Annotated in this window: 26 protein-coding genes; 15 read left to right on the top strand and 11 right to left on the bottom strand. The window is 65.6% G+C overall.

The window, feature by feature from the left end; all coding sequences use genetic code 11:
- Positions 1-306, bottom strand: coding sequence for a DUF6476 family protein (locus RID11_RS16845; RefSeq protein WP_350141197.1), 306 nt, complete (start codon positions 304-306; stop codon positions 1-3).
- Here RID11_RS16845 and RID11_RS16840 point away from each other — a divergent pair.
- The 4 genes from RID11_RS16840 (at position 305) to RID11_RS16825 (ending at position 3872) form a co-directional block, all read left to right on the top strand.
- On the top strand, positions 305-1336 hold the full coding sequence (locus RID11_RS16840; protein ID WP_350141195.1) for an RluA family pseudouridine synthase: 1032 nt from the start codon (positions 305-307) through the stop codon (positions 1334-1336). The two genes, RID11_RS16845 and RID11_RS16840, sit on opposite strands and share 2 nt — an antisense overlap.
- 158 nt (positions 1337-1494) lie before the next feature.
- Positions 1495-2391, top strand: coding sequence for an RNA polymerase sigma factor RpoH (gene rpoH, locus RID11_RS16835; protein WP_350141193.1), 897 nt, complete (start codon positions 1495-1497; stop codon positions 2389-2391).
- A 59-nt stretch (positions 2392-2450) separates the two neighbouring features.
- On the top strand, positions 2451-3539 hold the full coding sequence (locus RID11_RS16830; RefSeq protein WP_350141192.1) for an alpha/beta hydrolase: 1089 nt from the start codon (positions 2451-2453) through the stop codon (positions 3537-3539).
- Positions 3540-3602: 63 nt separating this feature from the next.
- Positions 3603-3872 carry a DksA/TraR family C4-type zinc finger protein gene (locus tag RID11_RS16825; RefSeq protein WP_350141190.1) on the top strand — a complete coding sequence of 90 codons (270 nt, stop codon included), beginning with the start codon at positions 3603-3605 and terminating at the stop codon, positions 3870-3872.
- A 160-nt stretch (positions 3873-4032) separates the two neighbouring features.
- Here the strand turns inward: RID11_RS16825 and RID11_RS16820 are convergent, their stop codons facing one another.
- Positions 4033-5847, bottom strand: coding sequence for a M3 family oligoendopeptidase (locus RID11_RS16820; RefSeq protein WP_350141188.1), 1815 nt, complete (start codon positions 5845-5847; stop codon positions 4033-4035).
- A 142-nt stretch (positions 5848-5989) separates the two neighbouring features.
- On the opposite strand from RID11_RS16820, the gene RID11_RS16815 reads away from it, so the two are divergent.
- Positions 5990-6919, top strand: a complete 930-nt coding sequence (locus RID11_RS16815) for a hypothetical protein (protein WP_350141187.1) — start codon at positions 5990-5992, stop codon at positions 6917-6919.
- A gap of 1 nt (position 6920) precedes the next feature.
- Here the strand turns inward: RID11_RS16815 and RID11_RS16810 are convergent, their stop codons facing one another.
- Complete coding sequence (locus RID11_RS16810) at positions 6921-8513, bottom strand: ATP-dependent DNA ligase (RefSeq protein WP_350141186.1); 1593 nt, start codon at positions 8511-8513, stop codon at positions 6921-6923.
- On the bottom strand, positions 8510-9511 hold the full coding sequence (locus RID11_RS16805) for a ligase-associated DNA damage response exonuclease (protein ID WP_350141184.1): 1002 nt from the start codon (positions 9509-9511) through the stop codon (positions 8510-8512). Before RID11_RS16805 ends, RID11_RS16810 begins: the two co-directional genes overlap by 4 nt.
- A 101-nt stretch (positions 9512-9612) precedes the next feature.
- Between RID11_RS16805 and RID11_RS16800 the strand changes: the two genes are divergently transcribed.
- Positions 9613-10443 (top strand): fumarylacetoacetate hydrolase family protein, encoded by an 831-nt coding sequence (locus RID11_RS16800; protein ID WP_350141183.1) that lies wholly within the window; start codon positions 9613-9615, stop codon positions 10441-10443.
- Between the two features lie 52 nt (positions 10444-10495).
- On the opposite strand, the gene RID11_RS16795 is transcribed toward RID11_RS16800, so the two are convergent.
- A complete protein-coding gene (locus tag RID11_RS16795; protein ID WP_350141181.1) occupies positions 10496-11560 on the bottom strand; it encodes a Hint domain-containing protein in 1065 nt (354 codons plus the stop codon).
- A gap of 88 nt (positions 11561-11648) precedes the next feature.
- The gene (locus RID11_RS16790) at positions 11649-12563 is read right to left on the bottom strand and encodes a lipid A-modifier LpxR family protein (protein WP_350141179.1); all 915 of its coding nucleotides are present in this window, start codon (positions 12561-12563) and stop codon (positions 11649-11651) included.
- A 187-nt stretch (positions 12564-12750) separates the two neighbouring features.
- Between RID11_RS16790 and RID11_RS16785 the strand changes: the two genes are divergently transcribed.
- Positions 12751-13137: a thiol-disulfide oxidoreductase DCC family protein gene (locus RID11_RS16785; protein WP_350141177.1), complete on the top strand. Its 387-nt coding sequence runs from the start codon at positions 12751-12753 to the stop codon at positions 13135-13137.
- 57 nt (positions 13138-13194) lie between these two features.
- Complete coding sequence (gene trhA / locus RID11_RS16780) at positions 13195-13845, top strand: PAQR family membrane homeostasis protein TrhA (protein WP_350141175.1); 651 nt, start codon at positions 13195-13197, stop codon at positions 13843-13845.
- A gap of 50 nt (positions 13846-13895) precedes the next feature.
- Here the strand turns inward: trhA and RID11_RS16775 are convergent, their stop codons facing one another.
- The 3 genes from RID11_RS16775 to RID11_RS16765 all read right to left on the bottom strand — a co-directional run bounded on the left by RID11_RS16775 (position 13896) and on the right by RID11_RS16765 (position 15295).
- Positions 13896-14159, bottom strand: coding sequence for a DUF6455 family protein (locus RID11_RS16775; RefSeq protein ID WP_350141173.1), 264 nt, complete (start codon positions 14157-14159; stop codon positions 13896-13898).
- 65 nt (positions 14160-14224) lie between these two features.
- A complete protein-coding gene (locus RID11_RS16770; RefSeq protein WP_350141171.1) occupies positions 14225-14581 on the bottom strand; it encodes a YigZ family protein in 357 nt (118 codons plus the stop codon).
- 3 nt (positions 14582-14584) lie between these two features.
- On the bottom strand, positions 14585-15295 hold the full coding sequence (locus tag RID11_RS16765; protein ID WP_350141169.1) for a M48 family metallopeptidase: 711 nt from the start codon (positions 15293-15295) through the stop codon (positions 14585-14587).
- A 126-nt stretch (positions 15296-15421) separates the two neighbouring features.
- On the opposite strand from RID11_RS16765, the gene RID11_RS16760 reads away from it, so the two are divergent.
- On the top strand, positions 15422-15661 hold the full coding sequence (locus tag RID11_RS16760; protein WP_350141167.1) for a DUF8831 family protein: 240 nt from the start codon (positions 15422-15424) through the stop codon (positions 15659-15661).
- A gap of 275 nt (positions 15662-15936) precedes the next feature.
- Here RID11_RS16760 and meaB read toward each other — a convergent pair whose 3' ends face one another.
- Positions 15937-16905: a methylmalonyl Co-A mutase-associated GTPase MeaB gene (meaB, locus tag RID11_RS16755; RefSeq protein ID WP_350141165.1), complete on the bottom strand. Its 969-nt coding sequence runs from the start codon at positions 16903-16905 to the stop codon at positions 15937-15939.
- Positions 16906-17020: 115 nt separating this feature from the next.
- Here meaB and hrpB point away from each other — a divergent pair, with 115 nt between their 5' ends.
- The 5 genes from hrpB to RID11_RS16730 all read left to right on the top strand — a co-directional run bounded on the left by hrpB (position 17021) and on the right by RID11_RS16730 (position 23047).
- A complete protein-coding gene (gene hrpB, locus RID11_RS16750) occupies positions 17021-19468 on the top strand; it encodes an ATP-dependent helicase HrpB (RefSeq protein ID WP_350141163.1) in 2448 nt (815 codons plus the stop codon).
- Between the two features lie 104 nt (positions 19469-19572).
- Positions 19573-20016 carry an NUDIX hydrolase gene (locus RID11_RS16745; RefSeq protein ID WP_350141161.1) on the top strand — a complete coding sequence of 148 codons (444 nt, stop codon included), beginning with the start codon at positions 19573-19575 and terminating at the stop codon, positions 20014-20016.
- 86 nt (positions 20017-20102) lie between these two features.
- Positions 20103-21584: an inorganic phosphate transporter gene (locus RID11_RS16740; protein ID WP_350141159.1), complete on the top strand. Its 1482-nt coding sequence runs from the start codon at positions 20103-20105 to the stop codon at positions 21582-21584.
- A 278-nt stretch (positions 21585-21862) separates the two neighbouring features.
- On the top strand, positions 21863-22006 hold the full coding sequence (locus RID11_RS16735) for a hypothetical protein (protein ID WP_350141157.1): 144 nt from the start codon (positions 21863-21865) through the stop codon (positions 22004-22006).
- Positions 22007-22294: 288 nt separating this feature from the next.
- A complete protein-coding gene (locus RID11_RS16730) occupies positions 22295-23047 on the top strand; it encodes a Hint domain-containing protein (protein ID WP_350141155.1) in 753 nt (250 codons plus the stop codon).
- 257 nt (positions 23048-23304) lie between these two features.
- Here RID11_RS16730 and RID11_RS16725 read toward each other — a convergent pair whose 3' ends face one another.
- The gene (locus RID11_RS16725; RefSeq protein WP_350141153.1) at positions 23305-23805 is read right to left on the bottom strand and encodes an Lrp/AsnC family transcriptional regulator; all 501 of its coding nucleotides are present in this window, start codon (positions 23803-23805) and stop codon (positions 23305-23307) included.
- Between the two features lie 198 nt (positions 23806-24003).
- Here RID11_RS16725 and trxB point away from each other — a divergent pair, with 198 nt between their 5' ends.
- On the top strand, positions 24004-24948 hold the full coding sequence (gene trxB, locus RID11_RS16720) for a thioredoxin-disulfide reductase (protein WP_350141151.1): 945 nt from the start codon (positions 24004-24006) through the stop codon (positions 24946-24948).
- Positions 24949-24999: the final 51 nt, after the last annotated feature.

Here is a 24999-nt window from a genome sequence, read left to right as displayed (position 1 = left end):
CTACTCTATCGCAATGCTCTGCCGTATTTCGCCGGTGGTGCGATCATATATCAGGATGCGCCCATCCCCCGTAACCACCGCGATCCAGTCACCGCCAAAGGTGACCGCCTCAGTCCGCGCGCCTTCTGGCAGGGTTATGCTGTCGGGCAGGGTGAGGGGCTGTGTGCGCTCCTCGCCCGAGAAGCGGATGACAAGCAGTGCGACGATGACTACAACGCCGACAATCATCGTGGCGGTCAGCACCGTGACCAGCCGCGCGAGAAATTTCAATGTCGCCGGGCTGACCGGCGGGGGGCTATCATCCATGGGGCAAGACCCGCTTTCATTCCGGATCGGGGACGATCCGCCGTCCCGCCTTGATAAGGCGCTTTCGCGAGATGTGCCAGAGGCGGCGGCGCTGTCGCGCACTCGTCTGACGCGGTTGCTCGCAGAGGGCGCGGTGCGGGTCAACGGTGCGGTGATCTCCGAGGCCAAGGCACGGGTGGCGGCGGGCGACCTGATCGAGATCGACGTACCAGACGCGCGAGAGAGCCATATCGGGGCCGAGGAGATCGCGCTTGTCGTGGTGCATGAGGATGACGACCTGATCGTGATCGACAAGCCCGCCGGCATGGTCGTGCATCCCGCCCCCGGCAGCCCGGAAGGCACGCTGGTCAACGCGCTCCTGCATCATTGCGGCGACACGCTCTCTGGCGTGGGCGGCGCGCGGCGGCCCGGGATCGTGCACCGGATCGACAAGGACACCAGCGGTTTGCTGGTGGTGGCCAAGTCCGACGCCGCGCATCAGGGGCTGGCCGCGCAGTTCGAGGCGCATAGCGCCGAGCGTGCCTATCTTGCGGTGGTCCATGGCGTGCCCGAGGCCAGCGATCCACGCCTGAGGGGCGTGCGGGGCGCGTCCTTCGAGGCGGGGAATGTGCTGCGGGTCACCACGAGCCTCGCGCGGCACAAGACCGATCGGCAGCGGCAGGCGGTGACGTTTGAGGGAGGCCGCCACGCGGTCACGCGCGCGCGGGTGCTGGAGCGGTTCGGCCATCCCCCGGCGGCGGCGCTGCTGGAATGTCGTTTGGAAACCGGACGCACCCATCAGATAAGGGTGCATCTGGCGCATGTCGGGCACGGGCTCATTGGTGATCCGGTCTATGGCGGACGGCGCAAGCTGTCGCAAAAGGCGCTCTCGCCCCGGGCCATCGAGGCCGCAAGCGGGTTTTCCCGGCAGGCGCTGCATGCCGCCGTCCTGGGCTTTGTCCACCCGGTGAGCGGCGTGGCCCTGCGGTTCGAATCGCAGCTGCCGCCTGATATGGCGTCACTGCTCGCAGAGCTGAGAGGCGAGGCGTGACAGATACGCAAGATCACGTGAAATTCTGACATATTGGCGGAACCGCGACGGAAACCACATAGTTGATCGTTAACATATATGAGCCATCGCATCTTGAAAGGATGCGGTGGCGGTCCTAGGTCAATGTTAACGACCTAAACATCAGGAGGGACAACGGCATGGGCAATTTCGCGAATCTGCCAGCGCCGACACCGGAAGGCGGATTGAATCGCTACATGCAGGAGATCCGCAAGTTTCCGCTGCACGAGCCGGAAGAGGAATACATGCTCGCCAAGCGGTGGGTCGAGGAACAGGACACCGAAGCCGCGCATCGCATGGTCACCAGCCACCTGCGTCTCGCGGCCAAGATCGCCATGGGCTATCGCGGCTATGGGCTGCCGCAGGCCGAGGTGATCTCGGAGGCCAATGTCGGCCTTATGCAGGCGGTCAAGCGGTTCGACCCCGAGCGCGGCTTTCGCCTCGCGACCTATGCGATGTGGTGGATCCGGGCGAGCATTCAGGAATATATCCTGCGCTCGTGGAGCCTTGTGAAACTTGGCACCACTTCGGCGCAGAAGAAGCTGTTTTTCAACCTGCGCAAGGCCAAGGCCCGCATCGGCGCGCTTGAGGATGGCGATCTGCGCCCCGAGACTGTCAAGAAGATCGCCACCGACCTCGGCGTGACCGAGGACGAGGTGATCTCGATGAACCGGCGCATGGCCGGGTCCGACGCATCGCTCAACGCCACCGTCGGCACCGAGGGCGAAGGCACGATGCAATGGCAGGACTGGCTCGAGGATGAGGATGCCGATCAGGCCGGGGCCTATGAAGAGCAGGACGAACTCAAGGCGCGGCGCGAATTGCTGGGCCTCGCGATGGACGTTCTCAACGAGCGCGAGCGCGATATTCTCACACAGCGCCGTCTGAATGAGGAGACCATCACGCTGGAAGACCTCAGCGCGCAATATGACGTGAGCCGTGAGCGCATTCGTCAGATCGAGGTCCGCGCCTTTGAGAAGCTGCAAAAGCGGATGCGCGATCTGGCACAGGAAAAAGGTATGCTGACCTCGGCCTGACCCCTTGGCGCGGAAGCCGACATCGCCTATCTCTCGCGCTCAGGTGAGGGTGGGTGATGATGGCAAAACGCGGGACTGTAACGACCACTGCTGATCGGTCGGCCCGTTTCGGGCTGGCAGTTATCGTCCTGACATTGCTGGCCGCCTGCGCGCCGCGTGTCACTGCAGAGCGGGCTGCGCCGCACCCGGCAGCCGACATTCAGCCGATTTTCGTGGCGACGGGCCGTGAACTCGACCGGACCGGGCCGATTTTCGGGCTGGAACGGCCCGAGACCATGAACTATTTCCGCGCCGATATCTCGATCCCACCGACCCATGAGACGGGCCGCATCGAATGGCCCGAGGGGGTGCCCGACGCAGCCACCGATTTCGTGGTCACCGGGACGCAGGTGCACGACGGGCCACACGCGCTCATCCGCGACATGCGCGCGCGCACGACAGGGCGCGAGACGCTGCTCTTCGTGCATGGCTACAACAACACGCTCTCGGAGGCGATGTACCGACTGGCGCAGATCAGGGCGGATTTCAACGTGCCGATGCCGGGGCTGTTGTTCGCGTGGCCTTCTGCGGGGGATCCGCGTGGCTATATCTATGACCGTGACAGCGTGCTCTACGCCCGAGACGATCTCGAAAGGCTGCTGCGTGACCTGACCGCGCGCCCGAATGAGAAGGTATTTATCCTCGCGCACTCAATGGGCTCGCAGCTGACGATGGAGGCGCTGCGCCAGATCGCCCTGCGCGGCGACCGTCATCTGCTTGACAGGATCAGCGGCGTGGTGCTGATGTCGCCCGATATCGACCCTGACCTGTTCGACCGGCAGGCCGACACCATCGGAACCTTGCCGCAACCGTTCATGATCTTCATCACCAAGGCGGATCGCGCGCTTACGCTCTCGGGCTTTATCACCGGGCGCAAGCCACGCCTCGGCGTGATCGACGATGCAGGCCAGGTGCAGCGCGGCGATGTGCAGGTTGTGGATTTCTCGGATTTGGCCGATGGCGAGGGATATAACCACTTCGTACCCGTCACCTCGCCCGCCGCGATCCGCATGCTAAACGGCATTATCTCGCAGGCGGGCGGGGTCGGGGCCGCCTTTGTGCGCGACATGTCGCTTGCCTTGCCAGCCGCGAAACATGTGGAACCCTGAGTCGAGGTTTGACGGCTGTGGGCTTGGGGGCATAGACTGAGCCGCGTCGAGAAGGAGACCCCGATGGCCGGTGGATGGGCGCGCGATGGCGCGGTGAGCGAACAGATCGAAGCCTCGATTTCAGACGAGTTGGCGCGGCTCAAGACTCGGGCGCAACCCAAGGGCGAGAGCCTAACCCATTGTGCTGATTGCGAAGAACCGATTCCCGAGGCGCGCCGCTCAGCCATTCCCGGTGTGAAACTCTGCATCGACTGCGCGTCCGATCTGCAAGCGCAGAATCAGCCCCGCAGCGGCATCAACCGGCGCGGATCGAAGGACAGTCAGTTGAAGTGAGACCCGGCTGTATCGCGTCGGTATCACGTCGGTATTGCGTCGGTATGGACGTCGAAAGCCGCTGCGGCGACGGGACGTGCAGGCAACGATTTCTTCAAAAGAAATCGGGGCGGAATTTTTTGAAAATTCCGCCGCGCCCGGTCGGGCTGTGGCAGGTCGCTCACTCCTCCATCGCCTCCAACTCGTCGATCATGTCGGAGATGATGCTGAGCCCCTTGTCCCAGAACGCCGGATCGCTCGCATCGAGACCGAAGGGCGCGAGCAGGTCCTTGTGGTGCTTTGAGCCGCCCGCCTTGAGCATTTCGAAATACTTCTCCTGAAAGCCCTCCGGGTTCTCTTCGTAAACGGCATAAAGCGCGTTCACCAGCCCGTCACCGAAGGCATAGGCATAGACGTAAAACGGCGAATGCACGAAATGCGGGATATAGGCCCAAAAGGTCTCGTAGCCCTCCATGAAGTCGAATGCCGGCCCAAGGCTCTCGGCCTGCACGCTCATCCACAGCGCGTTGATGTCGTCAGGCGTCAACTCGCCCTCGCGGCGCGCGGCGTGCAGCTTGCATTCGAAATCGTAGAACGCGATCTGACGGACGACGGTGTTGATCATGTCCTCGACCTTGCCCGCCAGCAGAACCTTGCGCTCGGCTTGGTCCTTGGCACCGTCGAGCATCCGGCGGAAGGTCAGCATCTCGCCGAAGACGCTAGCGGTTTCCGCCAGCGTCAGCGGCGTTGAGGACAACAACTCGCCCTGTTCGGCCGCCAGCACCTGATGCACACCGTGGCCCAATTCATGCGCCAGCGTCATCACGTCGCGCGGTTTGCCCAGGTAGTTGAGCATCACGTAAGGATGCACATCCGTCACCGTGGGATGCGCAAACGCCCCCGGTGCCTTGCCCTGCTTCACGCCCGCGTCGATCCAGCCCTTCTCAAAGAACGGCTGCGCCAGATCGGCCATGCGCGGGTCGAACGCGCCATAGGCGTTCATCACCGTCTCGCGGGCATCTTCCCAGCCGACGATGCGGGTCTCCTCCATCGGCAGCGGTGCGTTGCGGTCCCAGACCTGCATCCGGTCGAGGCCGAGCCATTTGCGCTTCAACTCGTAATAGCGGTGCGAGAGCTTGGGATAGGCCGCGACGACCGCGTCGCGCAGCGCCTCGACCACTTCCGCCTCGACATCGTTGCTGAGGTGACGCCCGGTCTGCGGGGTGGGCATCTTGCGCCAGCGGTCGATCACCTCTTTTTCCTTGGCGGCGGTGTTATGGACGCGGGAAAATGTGCGGATATTTTCGCCAAAGACCCGCGCCAGTTCGCGCGCGGCGGCTTCGCGCTGATCGCGGTCCTGCTCGGTCAGCAGGTTGAGCGTGCCTTCGATGCCCATCTCCTCGCCGTCCAGGGTGAAGGTGAGCCCGGCAATGGTCTCGTCAAAGAGCCGCTCCCAGGCGTCGCCCACGACGCCCAGATCGTGCAGGAATTTTTCCAGCTCATCCGACAGCTGATGCGGTTTCATTGCCCGGATGCGGCGGATGACGGGGGCGTAGCGCGCGAGATCGGCGTTCTCGGCATACATCGCCTTGAGCGCGCCCTCGTCGAGCCGGTTCAGTTCCAGCGAGAAGAACACCAAAGGTGTGGTGTAATTGGTCACCTTTTCCTGACAGTCGGAGAGGAATTTCGCGCGCCCGCCATCAGTGGTCAGCTGGTAATAGCGCAGCCCGGCAAAGGACATGATCCGCCCCGCCGTGCGGCTGATCGCCTCGTCGCGGTGCAGACATTCGAGCAGTCCGGCAGCATCCAGCGAGTCAAGCTTGCCCTCGTAATCGGCAGCAAACTCGGCGCAGGCGGTTTGCAGCCAGTCGAGATCGCGTTGCAGTTCAGGCGCGTCCTCGCCGGCATAGAGATCGCTCAGATCCCATTCCGGCAGATCGCCGAGGTTCTTGTCGCCGGAGGGGGCATTGGCATCGCGGAGGACGGTGTCGGTCATGGGGCGCTCCTTGTATCGGTTCTGCGCAGAGGTAGCGCGCAGGATGGGCGAAGTATATGCACGCAGCCCGGTTCGGTCGAAAAAACTGTTCCGGATTTTGCGAATCCCCTTATCCTTAACCCTCTAAGGGGAGGATTTGAACATGTCAGAGATTTTGAAGAACCCGGTTGTGACCGGTGTCGGTGGCGGGATTGCCGGGCTTTTGGTGGGCTCATTGCTGTCGCTGTCGACGATCGAGAGCAAGGTCGGCAGCAGTATGGGCCGCGCGATGGAGGATCTGTCGGCGGCGGTGCAGGGCGACGATGCGGCGCTGTCGGGGGTGAGTGAGCGGCTGGCCGCGCTGGAAGCGAGCGTGTCGGGCAATGCCGAGGCTGTGGCCGGTCTGGGCACGCAGGTGGCGGGTGATCTTGGTGAACGGATTGCAGGACTGGAGGCGCGGATCGACGCGGTGGCCGAGGATATTGGCAGCCAGATTTCCCAGACTGCGGAGGCGCAGGCCGAAGCAGTGCGCGGCGCATTGGGCGCGCAGCCTGCCGCCGCCCGGCAACCCGAGGCAGCGACCGGGGCGGTGAGCGCGCCGCCTGTCGCCACACCCCCGGGGCTCTCGATGAGGGCCGAGGCGCGCAGGGTCGGTGAGACCTTCGTGCTGGCCGATGGCGCGGTGCGCGCCTTTGTTCAGCGTGTGGACGCCGAAGCTGGCACGGCGCTGTTGTCGGTGAATGGCGCGGCGGCGCAACTGTCGCCGGGCGAGGCGATCACCGTGCGCCATGATGCCGGGGCCTGTCGGCTGGCGCTGAGCGAGGTCGGCGCAGACGGCGTGCGGATCAGTTCGGATTGCGACATGCCTGCCGGGGATGGCGCGGCCTATGGCCCGGGCGAGATGGCGAGCTTGGGCGACGGGCAGTTGCGGGTCTTCGTCTCGGGCATTCTGGGCGACGCGGCGCGGCTGGCGATCAACGGGCTTGACACGCAGAGCCTGCGCGTCGGCGAGAGCCATTCGGTGGAGGACTGCACGGTCAGCGTGACCGGCATTCGGGGCAATCGGGTGCTGCTGGACGGCGGGTGTTCCTGAGCTAGCCGTATTGCGCCAGCATGGCGCGCAGGTCGGCGAGGGTGTTGGCCTCATGGGTCGGTTTGTCCTGCCGCCAGCGGGCCATGCGCGGAAAGCGCAGCGCCACGCCGGATTTGTGGCGCGGGCTGGCCTGGATGCCTTCGAAGGCGATCTCGAACACGTGTTCGGGGTGCACCTGGCGGACGGGGCCGAACCGCTCGGTCGTGTTGCGGCGCACCCAGGCGGTGATCTGGCGGAACTCGGCATCGGTGAGGCCGGAATAGGCCTTGGTGAAGGGCACGAGCGTATCGCCGTCCCAGACCGCGAAGGTAAAATCGGTGAACAGGTTGGCGCGGCGCCCGTGGCCCGCTTGGGCGTAGATCATCACCGCGTCGAGGGTCAGCGGATCGAGTTTCCATTTCCACCAGTCGCCCTTTTTGCGGCCCGCGTGATAGGGGCCGCTGCGACGCTTGAGCATCAGCCCCTCGGCGCGGTGGGTGCGGGCGGTTGTGCGGGTGGTTTCCAGATCGTCCCACGTGGTGAAGGGGATTGCCGGTGAGGGGCGCAGGGGGGCGGTGTCGGGCAGGTCTGCGATCAGTTGGTCGAGCCGGTCACGCCTTTCGGCGAAGGGGGTGTCGCGCAGGTCGCGGCCGCCCTGTTCCAAGAGGTCATAGGCCATCAGGATCACCGGGGCCTCGGTCAGCAGTTTCCTGGGCACGGTCTTGCGGGTGATCCGTTTTTGCAGCGCGGCGAAGGGCAGCGGGGCGTCGCCGTCATGGGCCAGCAATTCGCCGTCGATCACAGTGCCGTCGGGCAGGAGGTCGCGCAGGGGTGCGAGATCCGGGAAACGGTCGGTCATCAACTCCTCGCCTCGTGACCAGATGAAGATCTGCCCGCCGCGTGCGATCACCTGCCCGCGAATGCCGTCCCATTTCCATTCCGCCAGCCAGTCGGCGGGCGGCCCAAGGCTCTCGGGACCGTCCTCCAGCCCATAGGCAAGGCAGAAGGGATAGGGGCGCGAGAGGGTGTCGGTGGGGTCGTGGCTCTCGATCAGGGCGGCCCATGTGGTGCTGTCGGGGGTCCAGTCGCCCATCAGGCGGTGGGCGATTTCGGCCTCGTCGCGTTCAAGGGCTTGCGCCAGTGCGCGGGTCATCAGCTTGCGGCTGATGCCGATGCGAAAGCCGCCAGTCAGAAGCTTGTTGAAGACCAGCCGTTCCAGCGGGGTCAGCCCCTCCCATGCCCCCAGCACCTGTTCCTTGCGGGTGGCGTCTTCGGCGTCTTTCAAGGCGCGCAGATGGTCGATCCAGTCCGCGAGGCTGGCGTCGTGGGTGGTGGAGGGCGGTGGCAGCACCAGCGCGATGGTCTCGGCCAGATCGCCGACGATGGGGTAGCTTTCCTCGAACAGCCAAAGCGGGATGCCCGCGCGCTCGGCGGCCCATTCGCGCAGCCGGGTGGTGGTGATGGCGCGTTTCGGGCGGCGGCCCGAGAAGAGCGCGATGGTCCAGAGACGGTCGGATTCGGGGGCGGTGCGGAAATACTCGGCCAGCGCGGCGACCTTGGTGTTGGTGCGCGTGGTCTGGTCGAGCGTGGCGAAGAGCGCGGCAAAGTCCTTCATGTCTCGGCCCCGTCATCCAGCGTCTCGCCGGTGAACTCGGTGCGCAGCACGCGGGCATCATAGCCCTGCTCGGTCAGCCAGCGGGCGAAGATTTCGGTATAGCCGTGGGTGACGTGGACGGTCTCGGCCCCGGTCTCGGCAATGGCGCGGTTGAGGCCCGCCCAGTCGGCGTGATCCGACAGGACAAAGCCGCGATCCGCCGCGCGCCTGCGGCGCACGCCGCGCAGCCGCATCCAGCCGCTGGCATAGCCGGTTGAGGCCGGGCGAAAGCGCCGTGCCCATGGCCCTGCAAGCGCACCTGGAGGGGCGATGACCAGAGCGCCGCGCATCCCGCGCAGATCGGTCTCGGGGGTGACGTGGTGGGTCTCGGGCAGGGAGAGCCCCTGACCGCGCATCACCGCGTTGGTGGCCTCGATCGCGCCATGGGTCAGGATCGGGCCGATGCCGGGGTCGAGCATGCCGAGCACGCGCTGCGCCTTGCCGAGCGCATAGGCCCCGAGCAGCGAGAATCGCCCTTCGGCGGCGTTCGCGGCCCACCAGGCGTTGATCTCACCCGCCACATCCTCGGGGTCGGGCCAGTCGAAGACCGGGAGGCCGAAGGTGCATTCGGTCACGAACTGATGACAGCGCACTGGCTCGAACGGGGTCGAGAGCGGATCGGCCTCCAGCTTGTAGTCGCCCGAGACGACCCAGACCTCGCCCGCCACCTCGACGCGGATCTGCGCCGAGCCGGGGACGTGGCCTGCGGGGTGAAACGAGACGCGCGCATCACCGATCTGCCGCGCCTCGCCGTAGCGGATGGTGTCGAGCGCGATATCCCCCAGCCGATGGCGCATCACCGGGGCGGCCAAATCAGTTGCGAGATAGGCCCCGTGCCCGTCGCGGGCGTGATCGGCATGGCCGTGGGTGATCAGCGCCCGCGCGACAGGGCGCCACGGGTCGATGTGAAAATCGCCGGCGGGACAATAAAGCCCCTCTGGGGTGACATGCAGAACCATGCGCCGATGATAGGCCCCGCGCGGCCCGTGACCAGCCCCTTGCGAAGCGCCGCGCGCGGTCTATGCTGCGCATCAGGTCATTTCGAAACAGGGGGCAAACTATGCGGTTCGTGAGATATGGCGAGGCCGGTCAGGAACGGCCTGCCGTTCTGGACGCTGAGGGACAGTTGCGCGACCTCAGCGGCGTGGTGCCCGATCTGGCGGGGGATGTCCTGCGCGACCTGCCCCGGATCAATCCCCAAAGCCTGCCGCTGGTGCCGGGCAGCCCGCGCATCGGGCCGCCGGTCGGGCAGGTCGGCAAGCTGGTGTGCATCGGTCTGAACTATACCGATCATGCCGCCGAACTTGGCGTGGGGCCGCCCGAGGACCCGGTGGTCTTCCTCAAGGCGACCTCGGCGATCAACGGGCCGCACGATCCGGTGATCCTGCCGCGCGGGTCGCAAAAGGGCGACTGGGAGGTGGAGTTGGGCATCGTCATCGGTCGCCGCGCGAAATACGTGACCGAGGCACAGGCGCTGCGCCATGTGGCGGGCTATACCATCGTCAACGATGTGTCGGAGCGCGAGTTACAACTGGAACGCTCGGGGCAATGGACCAAGGGCAAGAGTTGCGACACCTTCGCGCCGATGGGACCGTGGCTGGTGACGCCGGATACCGCGGGCGACGTGCAGGCGCTCGATCTGTCGGTCGACGTGAACGGCGAGCGGATGCAGAGCGGCAATACCGGGCGGATGATCTTTTCGGTGGCGCGGATCGTGTCCTATCTCAGCGAATTGATGGTGCTGGAACCGGGCGATGTCATCGCCACCGGCACCCCGCCGGGCGTGGGTATGGGTCACACACCGCAGCGCTTTCTCAAGGAGGGTGACGAAATGGTGCTGCGCATCTCGGGGCTGGGCGAACAACGCTCACCGGTGCGCGCGGAACGGTAAATTCCCCTGCGGGCGCGGTGGTGGTGTTTGACCACCCGCCCCGCCTGCCGCGTCACGCCGCCTCATGCGCAAGGATCGCGGCCTCGGACCCGTTCAAGCACCGCCGGGCATAGCCGCCATAGACATGCGGCTCGTATTCGAGGTTCGGGTTGATCTCCAGCAGGCGTGTCCGGTCGTCATCGCTCAGCGTCGAGAGCGCCGTGCTGGCGGGGTGAAAGCTTTCGGTCTCCACGCCATTGGCCCAGATGATCTGATGGCTGGGCAGGAGCAGGTGGATATAGGTCACCTCGCGTGAGGCCAGATCGACCGATACCGTGTCGTTATTGACCAGATCGCGCGCCATCACCAACACCTCGGGCGTGTTGAAGAGCGCGCGCGCCACATCGCCGCGCACCAGCAGGCGATGCTCGGGGCTGACCAGCAGCGCGGCATCGGGACGGTCGATCCCGATTGCACCGGGGCCGAGACGGATCGGTCGCAGCTTGGGCATCGCAAAGAGCCGCGCCCCGGTCATCCGGCGACTGCCGATCCACTGGATATCCTGCGCGCCACTGTCGCGGGTCTGCACCCGGTCGCCCTCGCGCAGTTCTTCCACCAGGCGCGGGCCCTCGGGTGTCTCGATCCTTGTGCCGGGGGTGAAACAGATCACCCCGCCGCTCGCCGGGCCGGTCGAGGCCCCGCGCATCCCCTCAAGCGAGTGATGCACGACCCACATTTCGGTGTCTCGCGGTGGGATCTCGTCAAGGAACATCAGGAGCGGCGGCGCATCGCCCGCCACCTCGATAATCGTGACGGTGTAGCTGCGCAAGCCGTCGGTGACGACAAAGCCGGTGTCCATGATCGGCTCGGGCACGTCGACCGCGCCCAGATCGCGTGTGTTGCTTATCGCGGCCCCCACCAGGCGCCGCACCATCCGTGCCGCACGTTTGCGGTTCACGGCGTCTCCCTCCGCCACGTCCAGGCGCAAAAGCTCGTTTGGTCCGTCCACGCGCACCACATCGCCGCGCCAGAGCCACGTCTGCCCTACCGATAGCGACCGCACAGATGCGCCCGACACTCCATCCAGATCTGTTTGCGACCAGGAGATGACGAACGTGCCTTTATAGCCCGTTCCCATATCTCTGACTGCCTGCCTCTTGTCTTTTTTTATTATCGGCAGCGTAGCAAAGGCGAATCACCCTGAAAACCCCCCAGGGGAATTTTTATCAGAAGCGCAACCTGAACTGCACAGAACCGACGACCTGGCTTTCGGGTTGCTGATCGAATTCCTCGCTCAGCCATGTCACGCCGTAGAAGAGAGAGCCGCCCTTGGCCCCCTCCCAATGCACGCCGCCGCGCAGGCGGGTGCGGTCTTCGGTGATGGTCACGCCGCTGCGGGCGGGCAGAAACTCGCTGTCATCGACATAGGCGATGTCACCGCCCAGGATAAAGGCCGTGCCGGGCCGGTCCTGCCGCACCACGCGGTAGCGATGACCGGTCACCGGCTCTCGGATCATCAGCTCATCGCGGGTGAGCGAGCCGATAGTTATATCCGCCCCGGCGCGCACCAGATCCTCGATGCCGAGGCGCGCCTCGGCGAAGGGACGGATGCGCACTGCGCCGAGGGTGAACTCGCGCCCCATCTCGAACACGCCCGAGGGGCGGAACTTGTTGCCGATCTGGTTTTGTCGGGTGGCAGGCCCACGCTCTGTCGCGCCGACCACACCATGCAGGAAATCCTGAAAATCCCCCAGCCCGGTCTGCGAGCCAGTGATGACAAGATCACCGCCCAGCGCATATTCCAGCTGCGCTCGTTCGAAGTGGGTGTGCAGCCCGAAACTGAGCGCGCCGACGAATGGCCGGTCATTCGGCGCGGGCGTGCCGATGCTTTCGGGCGATATGATCTCGGCGTTGAAGCGGAACTCCAGCAGATCGCCGAAGCCGGTTGGTGCCTGACCCTCCCAGCCATCGGCCCAGACCCGGCTCGACGCGACCGACCCGGTGCGCCAGCGATCCTTGGTGTCGCCGATCAGGTCATTGGTGAGGATCAGGCCGTAGCCGATCTTGTAGCGGCCTTCGGCGTGCGCCGCAGTGACCAGCCCGATGCAAAGCCCAAGGGCAATGGCAAAAACACGCGTCATTCCGCACGCTCCCGATGTGATGCCCCCCGGCCTCAAGAGCCTTAGCAAAGGCTCATGACGATTTGCCAGCGAAAGTTTGTTAAAACTCGGAAATGTGACGCAACGCCCGCCTGCGATGCCGTGGTGCCCCCGGCCGCTGGCCAGATGACCACCGGGCCCTAGATCGTCGCTGAGAAAGGGAGGGTCCATGCCACCGCTCACCGAAGTTCTCTACAATGCGCGTTGCCCGGTCTGCCGGGCGGAGATAGATCACTACGCAGGCTATGCCCGCGCTCGCCACCTGCCGGTGACGTTCCACGACCTCAACAGCCGCGATCTGGCGGATTGGGGGGTCGGCGCGGACGAGGCCGCACGCCGCCTGCATGTGCGCAAGGCGGGGCAGGTTCTGTCAGGCGTCGATGCGTTCATCGCGCTCTGGTGGGCCCTGCCGCGTTATCGCTGGATTGCCCGGGTCGTGGCGCTGCCGGGGCTGCGGCAGGCGGCTCATCTGGTTTATGAGCGCATCCTCGCCCCGCGCCTCTATGCGCGGCATCTGGCACGCGAGCGCCGCAATTGCCCCGACGTCACCCTATGATTGACGAAATTCCCGGGCATTCTTGAAGTGTTAAGGTTTGGGGCTCATTATGGAGGCATGATCGACATGTCCTATCCCGATTATTCAAAGGCCGAGCGCGTCGCCGATGGCGCGGTTCATGTCGCGGGGGTCATCACCGCGATCACCGGGGTCTCATTGCTGTTCGCGATGTGGGCGCTGCGGATGGACGGGGTGACGCTGGCCTCGACGATTGTCTATTCGGGCACGCTCCTGCTGATGCTGATGGCCTCGGCGGCCTATCACCTCTATGCCCATACCGCCGCGCGACCGATCCTGCGCCGCCTTGATCATGCGGCGATCTACGTCAAGATCGCGGGCACCTTCACCCCGCTCAGCGTGCTGTTGGGGACCGCCTTCGGCTATGTCATCCTGGCGCTGGTCTGGGTGCTGGCGCTCTTCGGCGCGGTGACCAAGATCCGGGCGAAACCCGGTCAGATGACCACCGGCTGGCTGCCCTATGTGGCGCTTGGCTGGATCGGTGTGGCACTGTTCATCCCGCTCTACGCGGTGCTGCCGGGCCAAAGCCTCGGGCTTCTTCTGGCGGGCGGGCTACTTTATACGGGCGGTGTGGTGTTCTACGCTTGGGAAAGCCTGCGCTTTGCCAATGCAATCTGGCACCTCTTCGTCGCCGTGGCCAGCGCGTGCTTTTTCTTTGGCATTGCAACGGCCCTCGCCGCCGGGATGTGATCCGGCGGGGCGATGTCGCATCCGTGACTTTCGTGCCAAATCCCGACGGGTCAGGCGTGTCCGCCCAGCTTCAACCGTGCAAACAGATCAGCGTTGCGGCAGTAGTCAGGCGTCTGCTCGGCCGTCTCGTTGCGCGCAAGCCAGTGCTCGCAGGCCTCGGGATTGGCGCAGCCGGTGCAGGCCAGAACCGCATCGCTCAGATCATCGGGCAGAACCTTGCCCGCCATCATTCTCTCTTCAAGATCAACGCCTTGCGTGTTCGCCATCCGATCCACCAGATCGGCGTGCCGCTTGAGTGTGCTGGTGCCTTGCATGCCATATCTCCTTTTTCTCTCGGAGACAGCCTGCCTGACACAGCGCCTGCATGCCTTGATCTGCGTCAAACGCTCGCCGCGTCGAGATAGGCGCGCACGCAGTCCTGCACATGACGGAACCGGTCGCCGCCGAGCTTTTTTCCGCCATACCAGCGCGTGACCACGATGACGTGATCGTACAGCCCCTCGCGTTCCAGCATCCGCAGGATCACCTGCCCTGCCCCGGCCTCGCCATCATCGCCCTTGAGCGGGGTGCCGTCCGAGAGCAGCACCGCCCAGGTGTTATGCGTGGCGCGGGCGAATTTCTTGTCACGCTTGAGCGCCTTGAGAAAACCGTCGACCTCAGTCCGGTCGCGCGCCTCGCCGCCCGAGACCGCGTAACTTGATCCCCGGTCGCTCAGCACCGCCTTCAATTGCCGCATGGATCAGAGCCCGGCCGCCACCCGGCGCACCGTCGCCACGCGCTGCGCGTTGGGCGGATGGGTGCCGAGGAACCGGTTGCCCGGATCGGGGATCTGCGAAAAGAACTCCACCCCGCGCAGTGGGTTGTAGCCTGCGCGATGCGTGATCACCGTGCCCATCGCATCGGCCTCCAGCTCGAATTCCTTGGAGAAGGTGCGCGAGCCCACGCCCGCGCCGATATCCACCGCCTGATCGACGATCCCCTGGCTGGCCCCGGTCAGCGCCGCAAGCCCGCCGAGGATGATCGCCCCCGCCGCCGCATTCTGCTGCTGGCGCGGAATGTGACCTGCGATGTGATGCGCCGCCTCATGCCCCATGACAAAGGCCAGCTCATCGGCGTTGCGCACCGAGGCGATCATCGGCAGCGTGAAGGCCAGGATCGGGCGACCGCTCCGGTCGAGCGTCTGGTAGGCGTTGACCGGCTGACCGGGGCGGTCATCCACCACGATGCGAAAATCGCAATTGCTGCGCGGCGCGCGGGCGCGGCATTCGCGCTCCGCAATCGGCTCGACCCGCTGCACGACGGTCATGAATTGCTGCACCTTCGCGCGTGTCGGGGTCGCGGGCGGCTGCGCCGCGGCCTGTTGCGGGGCAGGCCGTGAGGTCTGGCCCGGCTCGACCGTGGCCACACAGCCGATCAGCATCACAAGGCCCAGAACGGAAATCCAACGCATCACTTACCTCTGTCATTCACATGGCGTATCACCCTCGTGTTCTAGCAGGGTTTGGGCAGCGGCAAAGCCTTTTTGGCCACACACCTGCCCCCTTGCAAAGACCCGCCAAGCGGCTAGGGTGAGGCTATGTTTTCCATCGAACACGACTTTGACGCCACGGTGATCACCCTTGTCGACGAGGGGCCCGCCCCCCTGGGCGAGGATGTGATCGTCAACGCCTTCGAGGAATGCGTCACGGTCGAGCAATACGACCCGCGCACCGACCGGGTGCACAAGATCACCCTCTCGATGAGCCAGCTGCGCGATCTGGGCGCGGCGCTCGACCTGCCTGAGGGGGTCTATATCCGGGCCGCCGACAAAGGGTAATATCGGGGCAGGGGGGCTATGAAAGTGGCCTGAAGCGGTCTTTGACGGTTTTAGAGATAAGCCGCGCAGTGCCCGACCGCCGGGTGGGCGCACCAACCTCGGTGGACCGCACTTTATGTCAGCCAAACACTCCCGCGTTTTCAATAGCTTGAAACGTTGCAAAAGCGCCCGCCCGGTGGGGCGGTCGGGCGCTGCGCGGCGGTGCCTGCGGCACCTCGATTCCGCGCATTGGTCCCAGATGTCGACGGCAGCAACAGGCCAGTCGCTCCCTGCCCCTACACCCGGTCCAGCACCTGCGCCGCCGCCACCGTCGGGGTCAGGTCGCCCCGCGCCACTCGGGCGGCAAAGTCCTCCATCACAGCGCGCGCCTCGGCGGTCTCCAGCCGGGCGAGCAGCGCGTGACGCACCTCCTCGCCGAACCAGTAGCGTGCCTGCGCGGCACGGCGGGCGGCGAAATGCCCCTCGGCGCGGCGCCAGTCGACCAGTGCCTGCATCTCCTCCCAGGCCGTTTGCAACCCGTCTTCCTGCAAGGCCGAGACGGTCATCGCCTTGGGAAAGCCCTCGGGGTCTTGCGGGCGCTTGCGCAACAGCCGCAGCGCGCCCGCGTAATCCGAACAGGTCCGCGTCGCCGCCGGTTTCAGATCGCTGTCCGCCTTGTTGACGAGGATGATATCGGCCATTTCCATGATGCCGCGCTTGACGCCCTGCAATTCGTCGCCACCGCCCGGGGCGAGCAGCAGGATGAAGAGATCCGACATCTCGGCCACCACCGTCACGGACTGGCCCACGCCCACCGTCACGATCAGCACCACGTCGAAACCCGCCGCCTCGCAGAGCGCCACGGTCTCGCGGGTACGCCGGGCAACGCCGCCCAGATGGCTGCGGCTGGGAGAGGGGCGGATAAAGGCATTGGGATCGCGGCTCAGACGTTCCATCCGGGTCTTGTCGCCGAGGATCGAGCCGCCCGAGCGCGCCGAGGAGGGATCGACCGCCAGCACCGCCACGCGCAGGCCCTGCCCGGTCAGCATCATCCCGAAACTCTCGATGAAGGTCGATTTGCCCACCCCCGGCGTGCCCGACAGGCCGATGCGCATCGCCTCGCGCCCGGTATCCTTCAGCGCCTCCATCAGGTCGGCGGCCTGCGCGCGGTGATCGGCGCGGCCGCTTTCGATCAGGGTGATCGCCCGCGCCAGCGCGCGCCGGTCGCCCGCGATGATCTTGTCGCTCAGTTCGGTGATATCCATGCGCCCGGCCAGAGAGGTTGTTTGCGTTGCGCCTTCATGCCTTGCCCGGGGCGCGAATGTCCAGACCGGGCACGCCCCTCTGGCCAATCGCGCGCGGCTGTCGGATAAGCGGGGCATGACCCGAACCCTGCCCATCCATGACGCGATCCCCGCCCTGATCGACGCGCTGCGCGGGCGGGGCCGTGCGGTGTTGCAGGCCCCGCCGGGCGCGGGCAAGACCACCGTGGTGCCGCTGGAGATGCTGCGCGCGGGGCTGACGACGGGCCGTATCCTGATGCTCGAGCCGCGCCGCCTTGCCGCCCGCGCCGCCGCCGAGCGGATGGCGCAGACCTTGGGTGAGGGTGTCGGCGAGACCGTGGGCTACCGCATCCGGGGCGAGGCGAAGGTGGGCCGTGCCACGCGGATCGAGGTGGTAACCGAGGGCATTCTGAACCGCATGCTCCAATCCGACCCGGACCTGCCCGGCATCGGCGCGGTGATCTTCGATGAGTTTCACGAACGCTCGCTCAATGCCGATCTGGGTCTGGCGCTCTGCCTCGAAGTGGCGGGCGCGCTGCGCGAGGACCTGATCCTGCTGGCGATGTCGGCCACGCTCGATGCCGGGCCGGTGGCGCGGCTGATGGGCGACGTGCCAATGGTCACCTCGGAGGGGCGCAGCTATCCGGTCGAGACCCGCTGGCTCGACAAGCCCCGCCGCAAGGGGCAGAGGTTTGAGGAGGGCGTGGCCGATCTGGTGGCGCAGGCGGTGGCCGAAACACAGGGCGGCGTGCTGGTCTTCCTGCCCGGCGAAGGCGAGATCCGGCGCGTGGAGGCCATGCTCAGGGGCCGCTTGCCGCCCGACAGTCAGATCCGCCCGCTTTTTGGTGCCATGGACTTTACCGCGCAGCGCGCCGCCATCGCGCCGGTGACGCAGGGCCGCAAGATCGTGCTGGCCACCGCCATCGCCGAAACCTCGCTGACGATTGAGGATATTCGCGTCGTGGTCGATGGCGGCCGGTCGCGGCGCGCGCGGTTCGATCCCGGTTCCGGCATGTCGCGGCTGGTCACCGAGCCTGTTACCCGCGCCGCGGCCACGCAGCGCGCGGGGCGCGCGGGCCGCGTGGCCGAGGGCCTCTGCTACCGGCTATGGACCAAGGGGGAAGAGGGCGCGCTCCAACCGTTTCCGCCCGCCGAGATCGAGGCGGCGGATCTGGCGGGGCTGGCGCTGGAACTGGCGCTCTGGGGGGCCGCGCCCGATGACCTGCCCTTCCTCACCCCGCCCAATCCCGGCAGTTTCGCCGAGGCGCAGGCGCTGCTGCACATGCTGGGCGTGCTCGACGCGCGGGCCCTGATCACCGATCACGGTCGCGCCCTCGCCACCCTGCCGCTACACCCGCGCCTTGCGCATATGCTGACCGTCGCGGGGCCGGACGCCGCGCGCATGGCGGCGCTGCTGGCGGATCGCGATCCATTGGGGCGCGGCGCGCCGGTCGATCTGTCGCTCCGCCTCGCCGCCCTGCGCGATCCCCGCGCCTATGCCGAGCGTCACCCCCACCCGGCGGGTCGCGGCGCGGTGGAGCGCATCCGCACCGAGGCCAAACGCCTCGCGCGTCAGGCCAAGCCGACGAACTCCACACTGAGCGATGCCGAATGCGCCGCGCTGGCCTATCCCGACCGGATCGGGCTGCGCCGCAAGGGCGAGGCGCCGCGCTACGTGCTGTCGGGCGGCAAGGGCGCGGTGATGCCCGAGGACGACCCGATGGCGGGCGCGCGGCTGATCGTGGCGACGGATCTCGATGGCGACCCGCGCGAGGCCCGTATCCGGCAGGCGATGCAGATCAGCGAGGCCGAAATCCGCGCGCTGTTCGCCGATCAGATCGCCTGGCACGATGTCTGTCTTTGGGACAAGCGCGAGCGGCGCGTGCTGATGCGGCGGCAGGAACGCTTTGGCGCGCTGACCCTCGACGACCGGCAGTGGAAGGATGCCCCACCCGAGGCCGTGGCGCGCGCCATGCTCGACGGGGTGCGCGACCTTGGGCTGAACTGGTCTGACGCGGCGCGCCGGTTCAAGGCGCGCGTGATGCTCTGCCGCGATAGCATCGACGGACTGCCCGACCTGTCCGACGCGGCCCTGCTGGAGGTGCTGGAGGACTGGCTGTTGCCCTATCTCAAGGGGGTGAAGACCGCGCAGGACTGGAAACGCTTCGACATGCTGGAGGCGCTGCGCGCGCAGCTTTCATGGGAGCAGATGCAGGCGCTCGACCGCGCGGCCCCGGCGCATTTCACCACGCCGCTGGGGCGCAAGATCCCGATCGATTACGCGTCGGACCCGCCCGAAATCACCCTGCGCCTGCAAGAGATGTTCGGCCAGACCACGCATCCGGTGGTGGGCGGCACGCGCTTGCGCGTCACGCTCTTGTCGCCGGGGCACAAGCCGGTGCAGACGACGACGGACATTCCCGGCTTCTGGGACAGTTCCTATGCCGAGGTGCGCAAGGAGATGCGCGGGCGTTACCCAAGGCACCCCTGGCCCGAGGACCCGCGCGAGGCCGACCCGACCCTGCGCGCCAAGCCAAGAAAATGACGCTGCGGGGCGGTGAATTGCAATTTTGTTGATCTGGCCCTATATTACCTGTCCATAACAAAAATTTACCTGAGCAGGCAAATATAGATATGACCGAAGGTTTGATGAAAACCTGGACCGATCTGGTCCAGCCGCTTTTGCGCCGCCCCCGCCAGTTGCAGGTGGCCGCGATCTGCTATCGTGATACCCCCAAGGGCCGTCAGGTTCTGTTGATCACCAGCCGGGGCACCGGGCGCTGGATCGTGCCCAAGGGCTGGCCCATCGACGGGCTGAACGCGGTCGAAGCCGCGTTGCAGGAGGCGTGGGAAGAGGCCGGGGTCAAGGCGCGGGTCGAGCGTGCCGAACCGGCCGGACATTTCGACTATGACAAGCGCCACGACGAGGGCTATGAGACCCCCGTCGAAGCGCATGTGTTCAAGGTTCGCATCGATCGGCTGGAAGACAGCTATCCCGAAGCTGGTCAGCGAGAGCGCCAGTGGTTTACCCCCGAAGAGGCGGCGAACCGGGTTCAGGAGCCGGGGCTGCAAGAGATCCTGCGGCAAATGTGACGTATTCGTAACAGATTTGCGCCAACCGCATTGAACTGGGATGCCATTGCCCATAGGCGAAACCCGCAACACCCGGGGGTATTCGCGTGGCTGACTCACCTGACGGCAACCAGTGGAACACGATCGACAAGGACCTGAGCAAGATTTCTCAGGTCGAATACGCGACGGCGTATGTCTCGCGCCCGCTGGTGGCCCCGGGCGTCGCCCTTGCATTCATGGTCATGGCGGGGCTGGCGGCGGCGGTTTTATTCGACACCACACCCGTCAACCTGGTGGTAATCGCGGCGGCGGTGATCGGGGCCTATATGGCCATCAATATCGGAGCCAACGACGTCGCCAACAACATGGGCCCGGCGGTCGGGGCCAACGCGCTCAGCATGGGCGGAGCCATCGCCATCGCCGCGATTTTCGAAAGTGCCGGCGCGCTGTTGGCCGGGGGGGACGTCGTCTCGACCATATCCAAGGGCATCATCGACCCGACTAGCGTGGCCGAAGCGCGCGCCTTCATCTGGGCGATGATGGCCGCCCTGCTGAGCGCCGCGCTGTGGATCAACCTTGCCACCTGGGTGGGCGCGCCGGTTTCGACGACGCATTCGGTAGTGGGCGGCGTGATGGGCGCCGGGATCGCCGCGGCCGGGCTGGGGGCCGTGAACTGGCCCACGATGGGTGCGATTGCAGCAAGCTGGGTGATCTCGCCGGTGCTGGGCGGCGTGATCGCCGCCGCGTTCCTCGCCCTGATCAAGAGCCGCATCCTCTATCAGGAGGACAAGATCGCCGCCGCCCGGCGGTGGGTGCCGATTCTGGTGGCGATCATGGCCGGGGCCTTTGCCGCCTATCTCGCGCTCAAGGGGCTGAAGAAGGTGCTGCCGATCACCATGCAGGGGGCATTGCTGATCGGGCTTGCGCTCGGGCTGGTGACCTATGTCGTCACCCGCCCGCTGATCGCGCGCAAGTCGCGCGGCATGGAGAACCGCAACAAATCAGTCAAGGTGCTGTTCGCGATGCCGCTGGTCCTGTCGGCGGCGCTGCTGTCCTTTGCGCATGGGGCCAATGACGTGGCCAATGCCGTGGGGCCGCTGGCAGCGATCGTGCATGCCTCGGACATGGGCAGCGCTGCGGGACAGGTGGCGATTCCGGCCTGGGTGATGGTGATCGGCGCGTTCGGGATTTCCTTTGGCCTGTTTCTTTTCGGGCCCAAGCTGATCCGCATGGTGGGCGGGCAGATCACTAGGCTGAACCCGATGCGCGCCTATTGCGTGGCGCTGTCGGCGGCGATCACGGTGATCGTGGCAAGCTGGCTGGGCCTGCCGGTGAGTTCCACGCATATCGCCGTGGGTGCGGTCTTTGGCGTGGGGTTCTTTCGTGAATGGCACATGGCGCGGCGGCGGCGGATGCTGAACAATGCGCGCCCCGACCCGATGCGTATCGCCCCCGAGGAACGGCGGCGACGCAAGCTGGTGCGCCGCAGCCATTTCCTGACCATCGTCGCCGCCTGGGTGATCACGGTGCCCGCCGCCGCCCTGATGTCGAGCGCGATCTTTGTGCTGCTGAACAGCCTGATCCGCTAGCGGCGCAGGCTGCCGAAATCGGGCGGGATCTGGGCGAAGCCGACACGATTTTCGCCGCATTGGCCCGGCATCCGCTTGCCTCTGGTCAGCAATGAGAGCCCAGCATTCAAATTTAATTTAATAGAATCATTTACTTGAATTATCGACGAGGCTCAGCGCCAGATTCTCCGGCTTTCCCTGATTTTTCTGCTGCCTCGTCAAACCTTGGCCCCAAAACCCGAGCATAGTTGCTGTTAGAGAAACAATGCGCCCCAGAATGGGCAGAGCAGAATGAGGACATGGTCATGAAAGCACGTTGGTTGAAATCAGTGGTCAAGCACAGCAAGGACGCCGCGCCCGCCCTGCCCTATGCACGCGGCATCCGCCAAACGGGCAAGCGCGCGCGGATTGCGCAAACGCCGAAGGCAGTGAACTCCGCCTGAGCGCGGATCGGATTACAGGCACACAGGTCAACGGGGTCGCGCAACGCGCGGCCCCGTTACGCGATTCGGGGGGACACAGCAGAATATGGCAAAGCTGCGCAAGTTCCGAGAACAAAGCGGCATGTTCCGCGCGATCATTCGCGAGACTGGAACAATCCCCCCGGAAACTTGACGCAAAGCCGCAGGCTGACGCACACTATTTCCATTAAGTGAACAGATCTTGTCCATCTGTCGTTGTCGGTGGGGGCCGACGCGGTTGTGACAACCTTGATTGAAAGGTTACACAGCATGACCATCCCCCGCCTGTCGCCACGTATCGAGGCCGTGCCGCGTGTTGGCGTGTCACAGATTCCTGTTGCCCCGCAGACGGGCCGGTATCGCAGCCTCTGGACGGACCTGTCCGGTGAAATCAAGGAAACCGAGCAGGAGGCCCCGGTGCATGCGCTCTTTGACGCGGCGCATTCGGCTTTCGTGCGTGGCACGCTGATCCTGACGCCGCGTGGGCCGGTCGCAATCGAGGACCTGCTGCCCGGCGACAAGGTGGTGACCGCGGCGCATGGGCCGCTCGCCATCTCGTGGATCGGGTCGATGGACCTGCGCCCGCAGGTGCAGGGCAACGGACCGCGCCTGACCCGGATCATGGCCGACGCCTTTGGCATGGGCCGTCCGCTTGCCGATCTGATGGCAGGGCCGGGGGCGCGCCTGCTCGGTCGTCCGCGCCACCTGCGCGATCGGCTGGGGGCGGATCATGTCCTCACGCCCGCGCATGTGATGGCGGATGGCCAGAACACCTTCTGCGTCATTCCCCGCCAGACCGTCACCCTCTATCACCTGTGCCTGAGACGGCACGCGGTGATCACGGCAAATGGGCTGGAGGTCGAGAGCTTTCATCCCGGGGCCGGGTTCGACCGGGACTGCGATGCCGAGACGCTGCGCCGCTTCCTTTCGCTCTTTCCACATATCCGCACATTGCATGATTTCGGCCCGCTGGCCCATCTGCGCCTGCCACTCGACACGCCCGACACGCTGGATGTGGCGTAGGCGGTGATGCGGTTTGCGGGCCTGTTTCGGACATAAGCGCATCCCGCGCGAAACGCACCGAAGGTGCCGCGCGATCGCCGGGCCGTCCCGCGGCCTGGCGATTTGGAATGGCGCACAACGTGTTGAACTACGACTGACTTGGCTGGGATAAAGCGCGGGCATCAGCTGCTGCATCGCCAGTCCCCGGCCCAGCGACCGCGCGGCACCTTCTGCGGGTCACTCAACGGTCGCTCAAGCCCGGCTCGCCCCGTCGCCGCTTACGCCGATTGGCTGAGCCGCGCCTCGAGGATGTCGAACGGCACGCCGGGCTCATCCTTGGCACCACGAATGACCAGTGAGGTCTTTACGCTCGCGACATTGTCGGCAGCGGTCAGCTCCTCGGTCAGGAACCGCTGAAAGGTCGAGAGATCCGGTGCCACGCATTTGAGGATGAAATCCACCTCGCCGTTGAGCATGTGGCATTCGCGCACCAACGGCCACGCCCGGCAGCGAGACTCAAAAGCCGACAGATCGGCCTCGGCCTGACTCTGCAACCCGACCATCGCAAAGACCTGCACCTCGAAGCCCAGTTCGCGCGGGTCCACTTCGGCGTGATAGCCGCGAATATAGCCCTGCTCCTCGAGCGTGCGCACCCGGCGCAGGCAGGGCGGGGCCGATATCCCCACGCGCTTGGCCAGTTCCACATTGGTCATCCGGCCATCGGCCTGCAATTCCGCCAGTATCTTGCGATCTATCGGATCAAGACGGGATGCCGCCATGTCGTCATACTCCCTTATATTCGCAGATGTTATATCACCGCCGCTGGAACACGCAATAATCTTTCGCATTTGCGCAACATCATTTCTCCGATCAAGGGTCTTGGGCGGCGCAATGCCGCTTTGCACGGGGTTACATCCCGTGTCCGGCATCGCTATATCTCGGCTCCGAATTCGCGGATCATCAGGAAGAGAATCTCCATGTCCCAGACCACCCATACGAAATGCCTGATCATCGGGTCGGGCCCCGCCGGCTATACCGCCGGGGTCTATGCCGCTCGTGCCATGCTGGAGCCGATCCTGGTGCAGGGGATCGAGCCGGGCGGGCAGTTGACCACCACCACCGAGGTGGAGAACTGGCCCGGCGATACCGAGGTGCAGGGCCCCGACCTGATGGTCCGGATGGAGGCGCATGCCAAGGCGATGGGCTGCGCCATCGTGGGCGATATCATCTCTGAGCTGGACACGACGCGCCGCCCCTTCGTGGCGAAAGGCGACAGCGGCGCGACCTACACGGCGGATGCAGTGATCCTCGCCACCGGCGCGCGTGCCAAATGGCTGGGTCTGGACAGCGAGGAGGCGTTCAAGGGATTTGGCGTCTCGGCCTGCGCCACCTGTGACGGGTTTTTCTATCGCGGGCAGGAGATCGTGGTCATCGGCGGCGGCAATACCGCCGTCGAGGAGGCGCTCTTCCTGACCAATTTCGCCTCCAAGGTGACGCTGATCCATCGCCGCGACGAATTGCGGGCCGAGAAGATCCTGCAGGACCGGCTGATGAAAAACCCCAAGATCGAGCCGCTGTGGTTCCACACGCTCGACGAGGTCTTTGGCGACGACAATCCCAAGGGCGTCGAGGGCGTGCGCGTGCGCCATGTCGAGACCGGCGAGATCACCGAAATCCCCTGCAAGGGTGTGTTCATCGCCATCGGCCACGCCCCCGCGAGCGAGCTGGTGAAGGGCAAGGTCGAGATGCATCACGGCGATTATGTCAAGGTCGAGCCGGGCAGCACCCGCACATCGGTGCCGGGGCTGTTCGCGGCCGGTGACCTGACCGATCATGTCTATCGGCAGGCGGTCACGAGCGCCGGGATGGGCTGCATGGCGGCCCTCGACGCGGAAAAATTCCTCGCCGAAAACGAGGACTGACCGGGCGTCTGAAAGCGGTGTGGCTGCGCCACGCTTAATATATTGATGGGG

Source organism: Roseovarius sp., assembly GCF_040219995.1.
Taxonomy (GTDB): domain Bacteria; phylum Pseudomonadota; class Alphaproteobacteria; order Rhodobacterales; family Rhodobacteraceae; genus Roseovarius.
This window is presented reverse-complemented; position numbering and strand designations above follow the sequence as displayed.

Excerpts from the sequence above, each read along its gene's own strand:
- RID11_RS16735 (WP_350141157.1), top strand. The coding sequence starts at position 21,863 with ATGGTCATGAAAGCACGTTGGTTGAAATCAGTGGTCAAGCACAGCAAG.
- RID11_RS16760 (WP_350141167.1), top strand. The coding sequence starts at position 15,422 with ATGTTTTCCATCGAACACGACTTTGACGCCACGGTGATCACCCTTGTC.
- RID11_RS16790 (WP_350141179.1), bottom strand. The coding sequence starts at position 12,563 with ATGACGCGTGTTTTTGCCATTGCCCTTGGGCTTTGCATCGGGCTGGTC.
- trxB (WP_350141151.1), top strand. The coding sequence starts at position 24,004 with ATGTCCCAGACCACCCATACGAAATGCCTGATCATCGGGTCGGGCCCC.
- RID11_RS16840 (WP_350141195.1), top strand. The coding sequence starts at position 305 with ATGGGGCAAGACCCGCTTTCATTCCGGATCGGGGACGATCCGCCGTCC.
- trhA (WP_350141175.1), top strand. The coding sequence starts at position 13,195 with ATGATCGACATGTCCTATCCCGATTATTCAAAGGCCGAGCGCGTCGCC.
- hrpB (WP_350141163.1), top strand. The coding sequence starts at position 17,021 with ATGACCCGAACCCTGCCCATCCATGACGCGATCCCCGCCCTGATCGAC.
- meaB (WP_350141165.1), bottom strand. The coding sequence starts at position 16,905 with ATGGATATCACCGAACTGAGCGACAAGATCATCGCGGGCGACCGGCGC.
- RID11_RS16815 (WP_350141187.1), top strand. The coding sequence starts at position 5,990 with ATGTCAGAGATTTTGAAGAACCCGGTTGTGACCGGTGTCGGTGGCGGG.
- RID11_RS16810 (WP_350141186.1), bottom strand. The coding sequence starts at position 8,513 with ATGAAGGACTTTGCCGCGCTCTTCGCCACGCTCGACCAGACCACGCGC.
- RID11_RS16725 (WP_350141153.1), bottom strand. The coding sequence starts at position 23,805 with ATGGCGGCATCCCGTCTTGATCCGATAGATCGCAAGATACTGGCGGAA.
- RID11_RS16785 (WP_350141177.1), top strand. The coding sequence starts at position 12,751 with ATGCCACCGCTCACCGAAGTTCTCTACAATGCGCGTTGCCCGGTCTGC.
- RID11_RS16730 (WP_350141155.1), top strand. The coding sequence starts at position 22,295 with ATGACCATCCCCCGCCTGTCGCCACGTATCGAGGCCGTGCCGCGTGTT.
- RID11_RS16795 (WP_350141181.1), bottom strand. The coding sequence starts at position 11,560 with ATGGGAACGGGCTATAAAGGCACGTTCGTCATCTCCTGGTCGCAAACA.
- RID11_RS16830 (WP_350141192.1), top strand. The coding sequence starts at position 2,451 with ATGGCAAAACGCGGGACTGTAACGACCACTGCTGATCGGTCGGCCCGT.
- RID11_RS16770 (WP_350141171.1), bottom strand. The coding sequence starts at position 14,581 with ATGCGGCAATTGAAGGCGGTGCTGAGCGACCGGGGATCAAGTTACGCG.
- RID11_RS16775 (WP_350141173.1), bottom strand. The coding sequence starts at position 14,159 with ATGCAAGGCACCAGCACACTCAAGCGGCACGCCGATCTGGTGGATCGG.
- RID11_RS16800 (WP_350141183.1), top strand. The coding sequence starts at position 9,613 with ATGCGGTTCGTGAGATATGGCGAGGCCGGTCAGGAACGGCCTGCCGTT.
- RID11_RS16820 (WP_350141188.1), bottom strand. The coding sequence starts at position 5,847 with ATGACCGACACCGTCCTCCGCGATGCCAATGCCCCCTCCGGCGACAAG.
- RID11_RS16745 (WP_350141161.1), top strand. The coding sequence starts at position 19,573 with ATGAAAACCTGGACCGATCTGGTCCAGCCGCTTTTGCGCCGCCCCCGC.
- rpoH (WP_350141193.1), top strand. The coding sequence starts at position 1,495 with ATGGGCAATTTCGCGAATCTGCCAGCGCCGACACCGGAAGGCGGATTG.
- RID11_RS16765 (WP_350141169.1), bottom strand. The coding sequence starts at position 15,295 with ATGCGTTGGATTTCCGTTCTGGGCCTTGTGATGCTGATCGGCTGTGTG.
- RID11_RS16805 (WP_350141184.1), bottom strand. The coding sequence starts at position 9,511 with ATGGTTCTGCATGTCACCCCAGAGGGGCTTTATTGTCCCGCCGGCGAT.
- RID11_RS16825 (WP_350141190.1), top strand. The coding sequence starts at position 3,603 with ATGGCCGGTGGATGGGCGCGCGATGGCGCGGTGAGCGAACAGATCGAA.
- RID11_RS16845 (WP_350141197.1), bottom strand. The coding sequence starts at position 306 with ATGGATGATAGCCCCCCGCCGGTCAGCCCGGCGACATTGAAATTTCTC.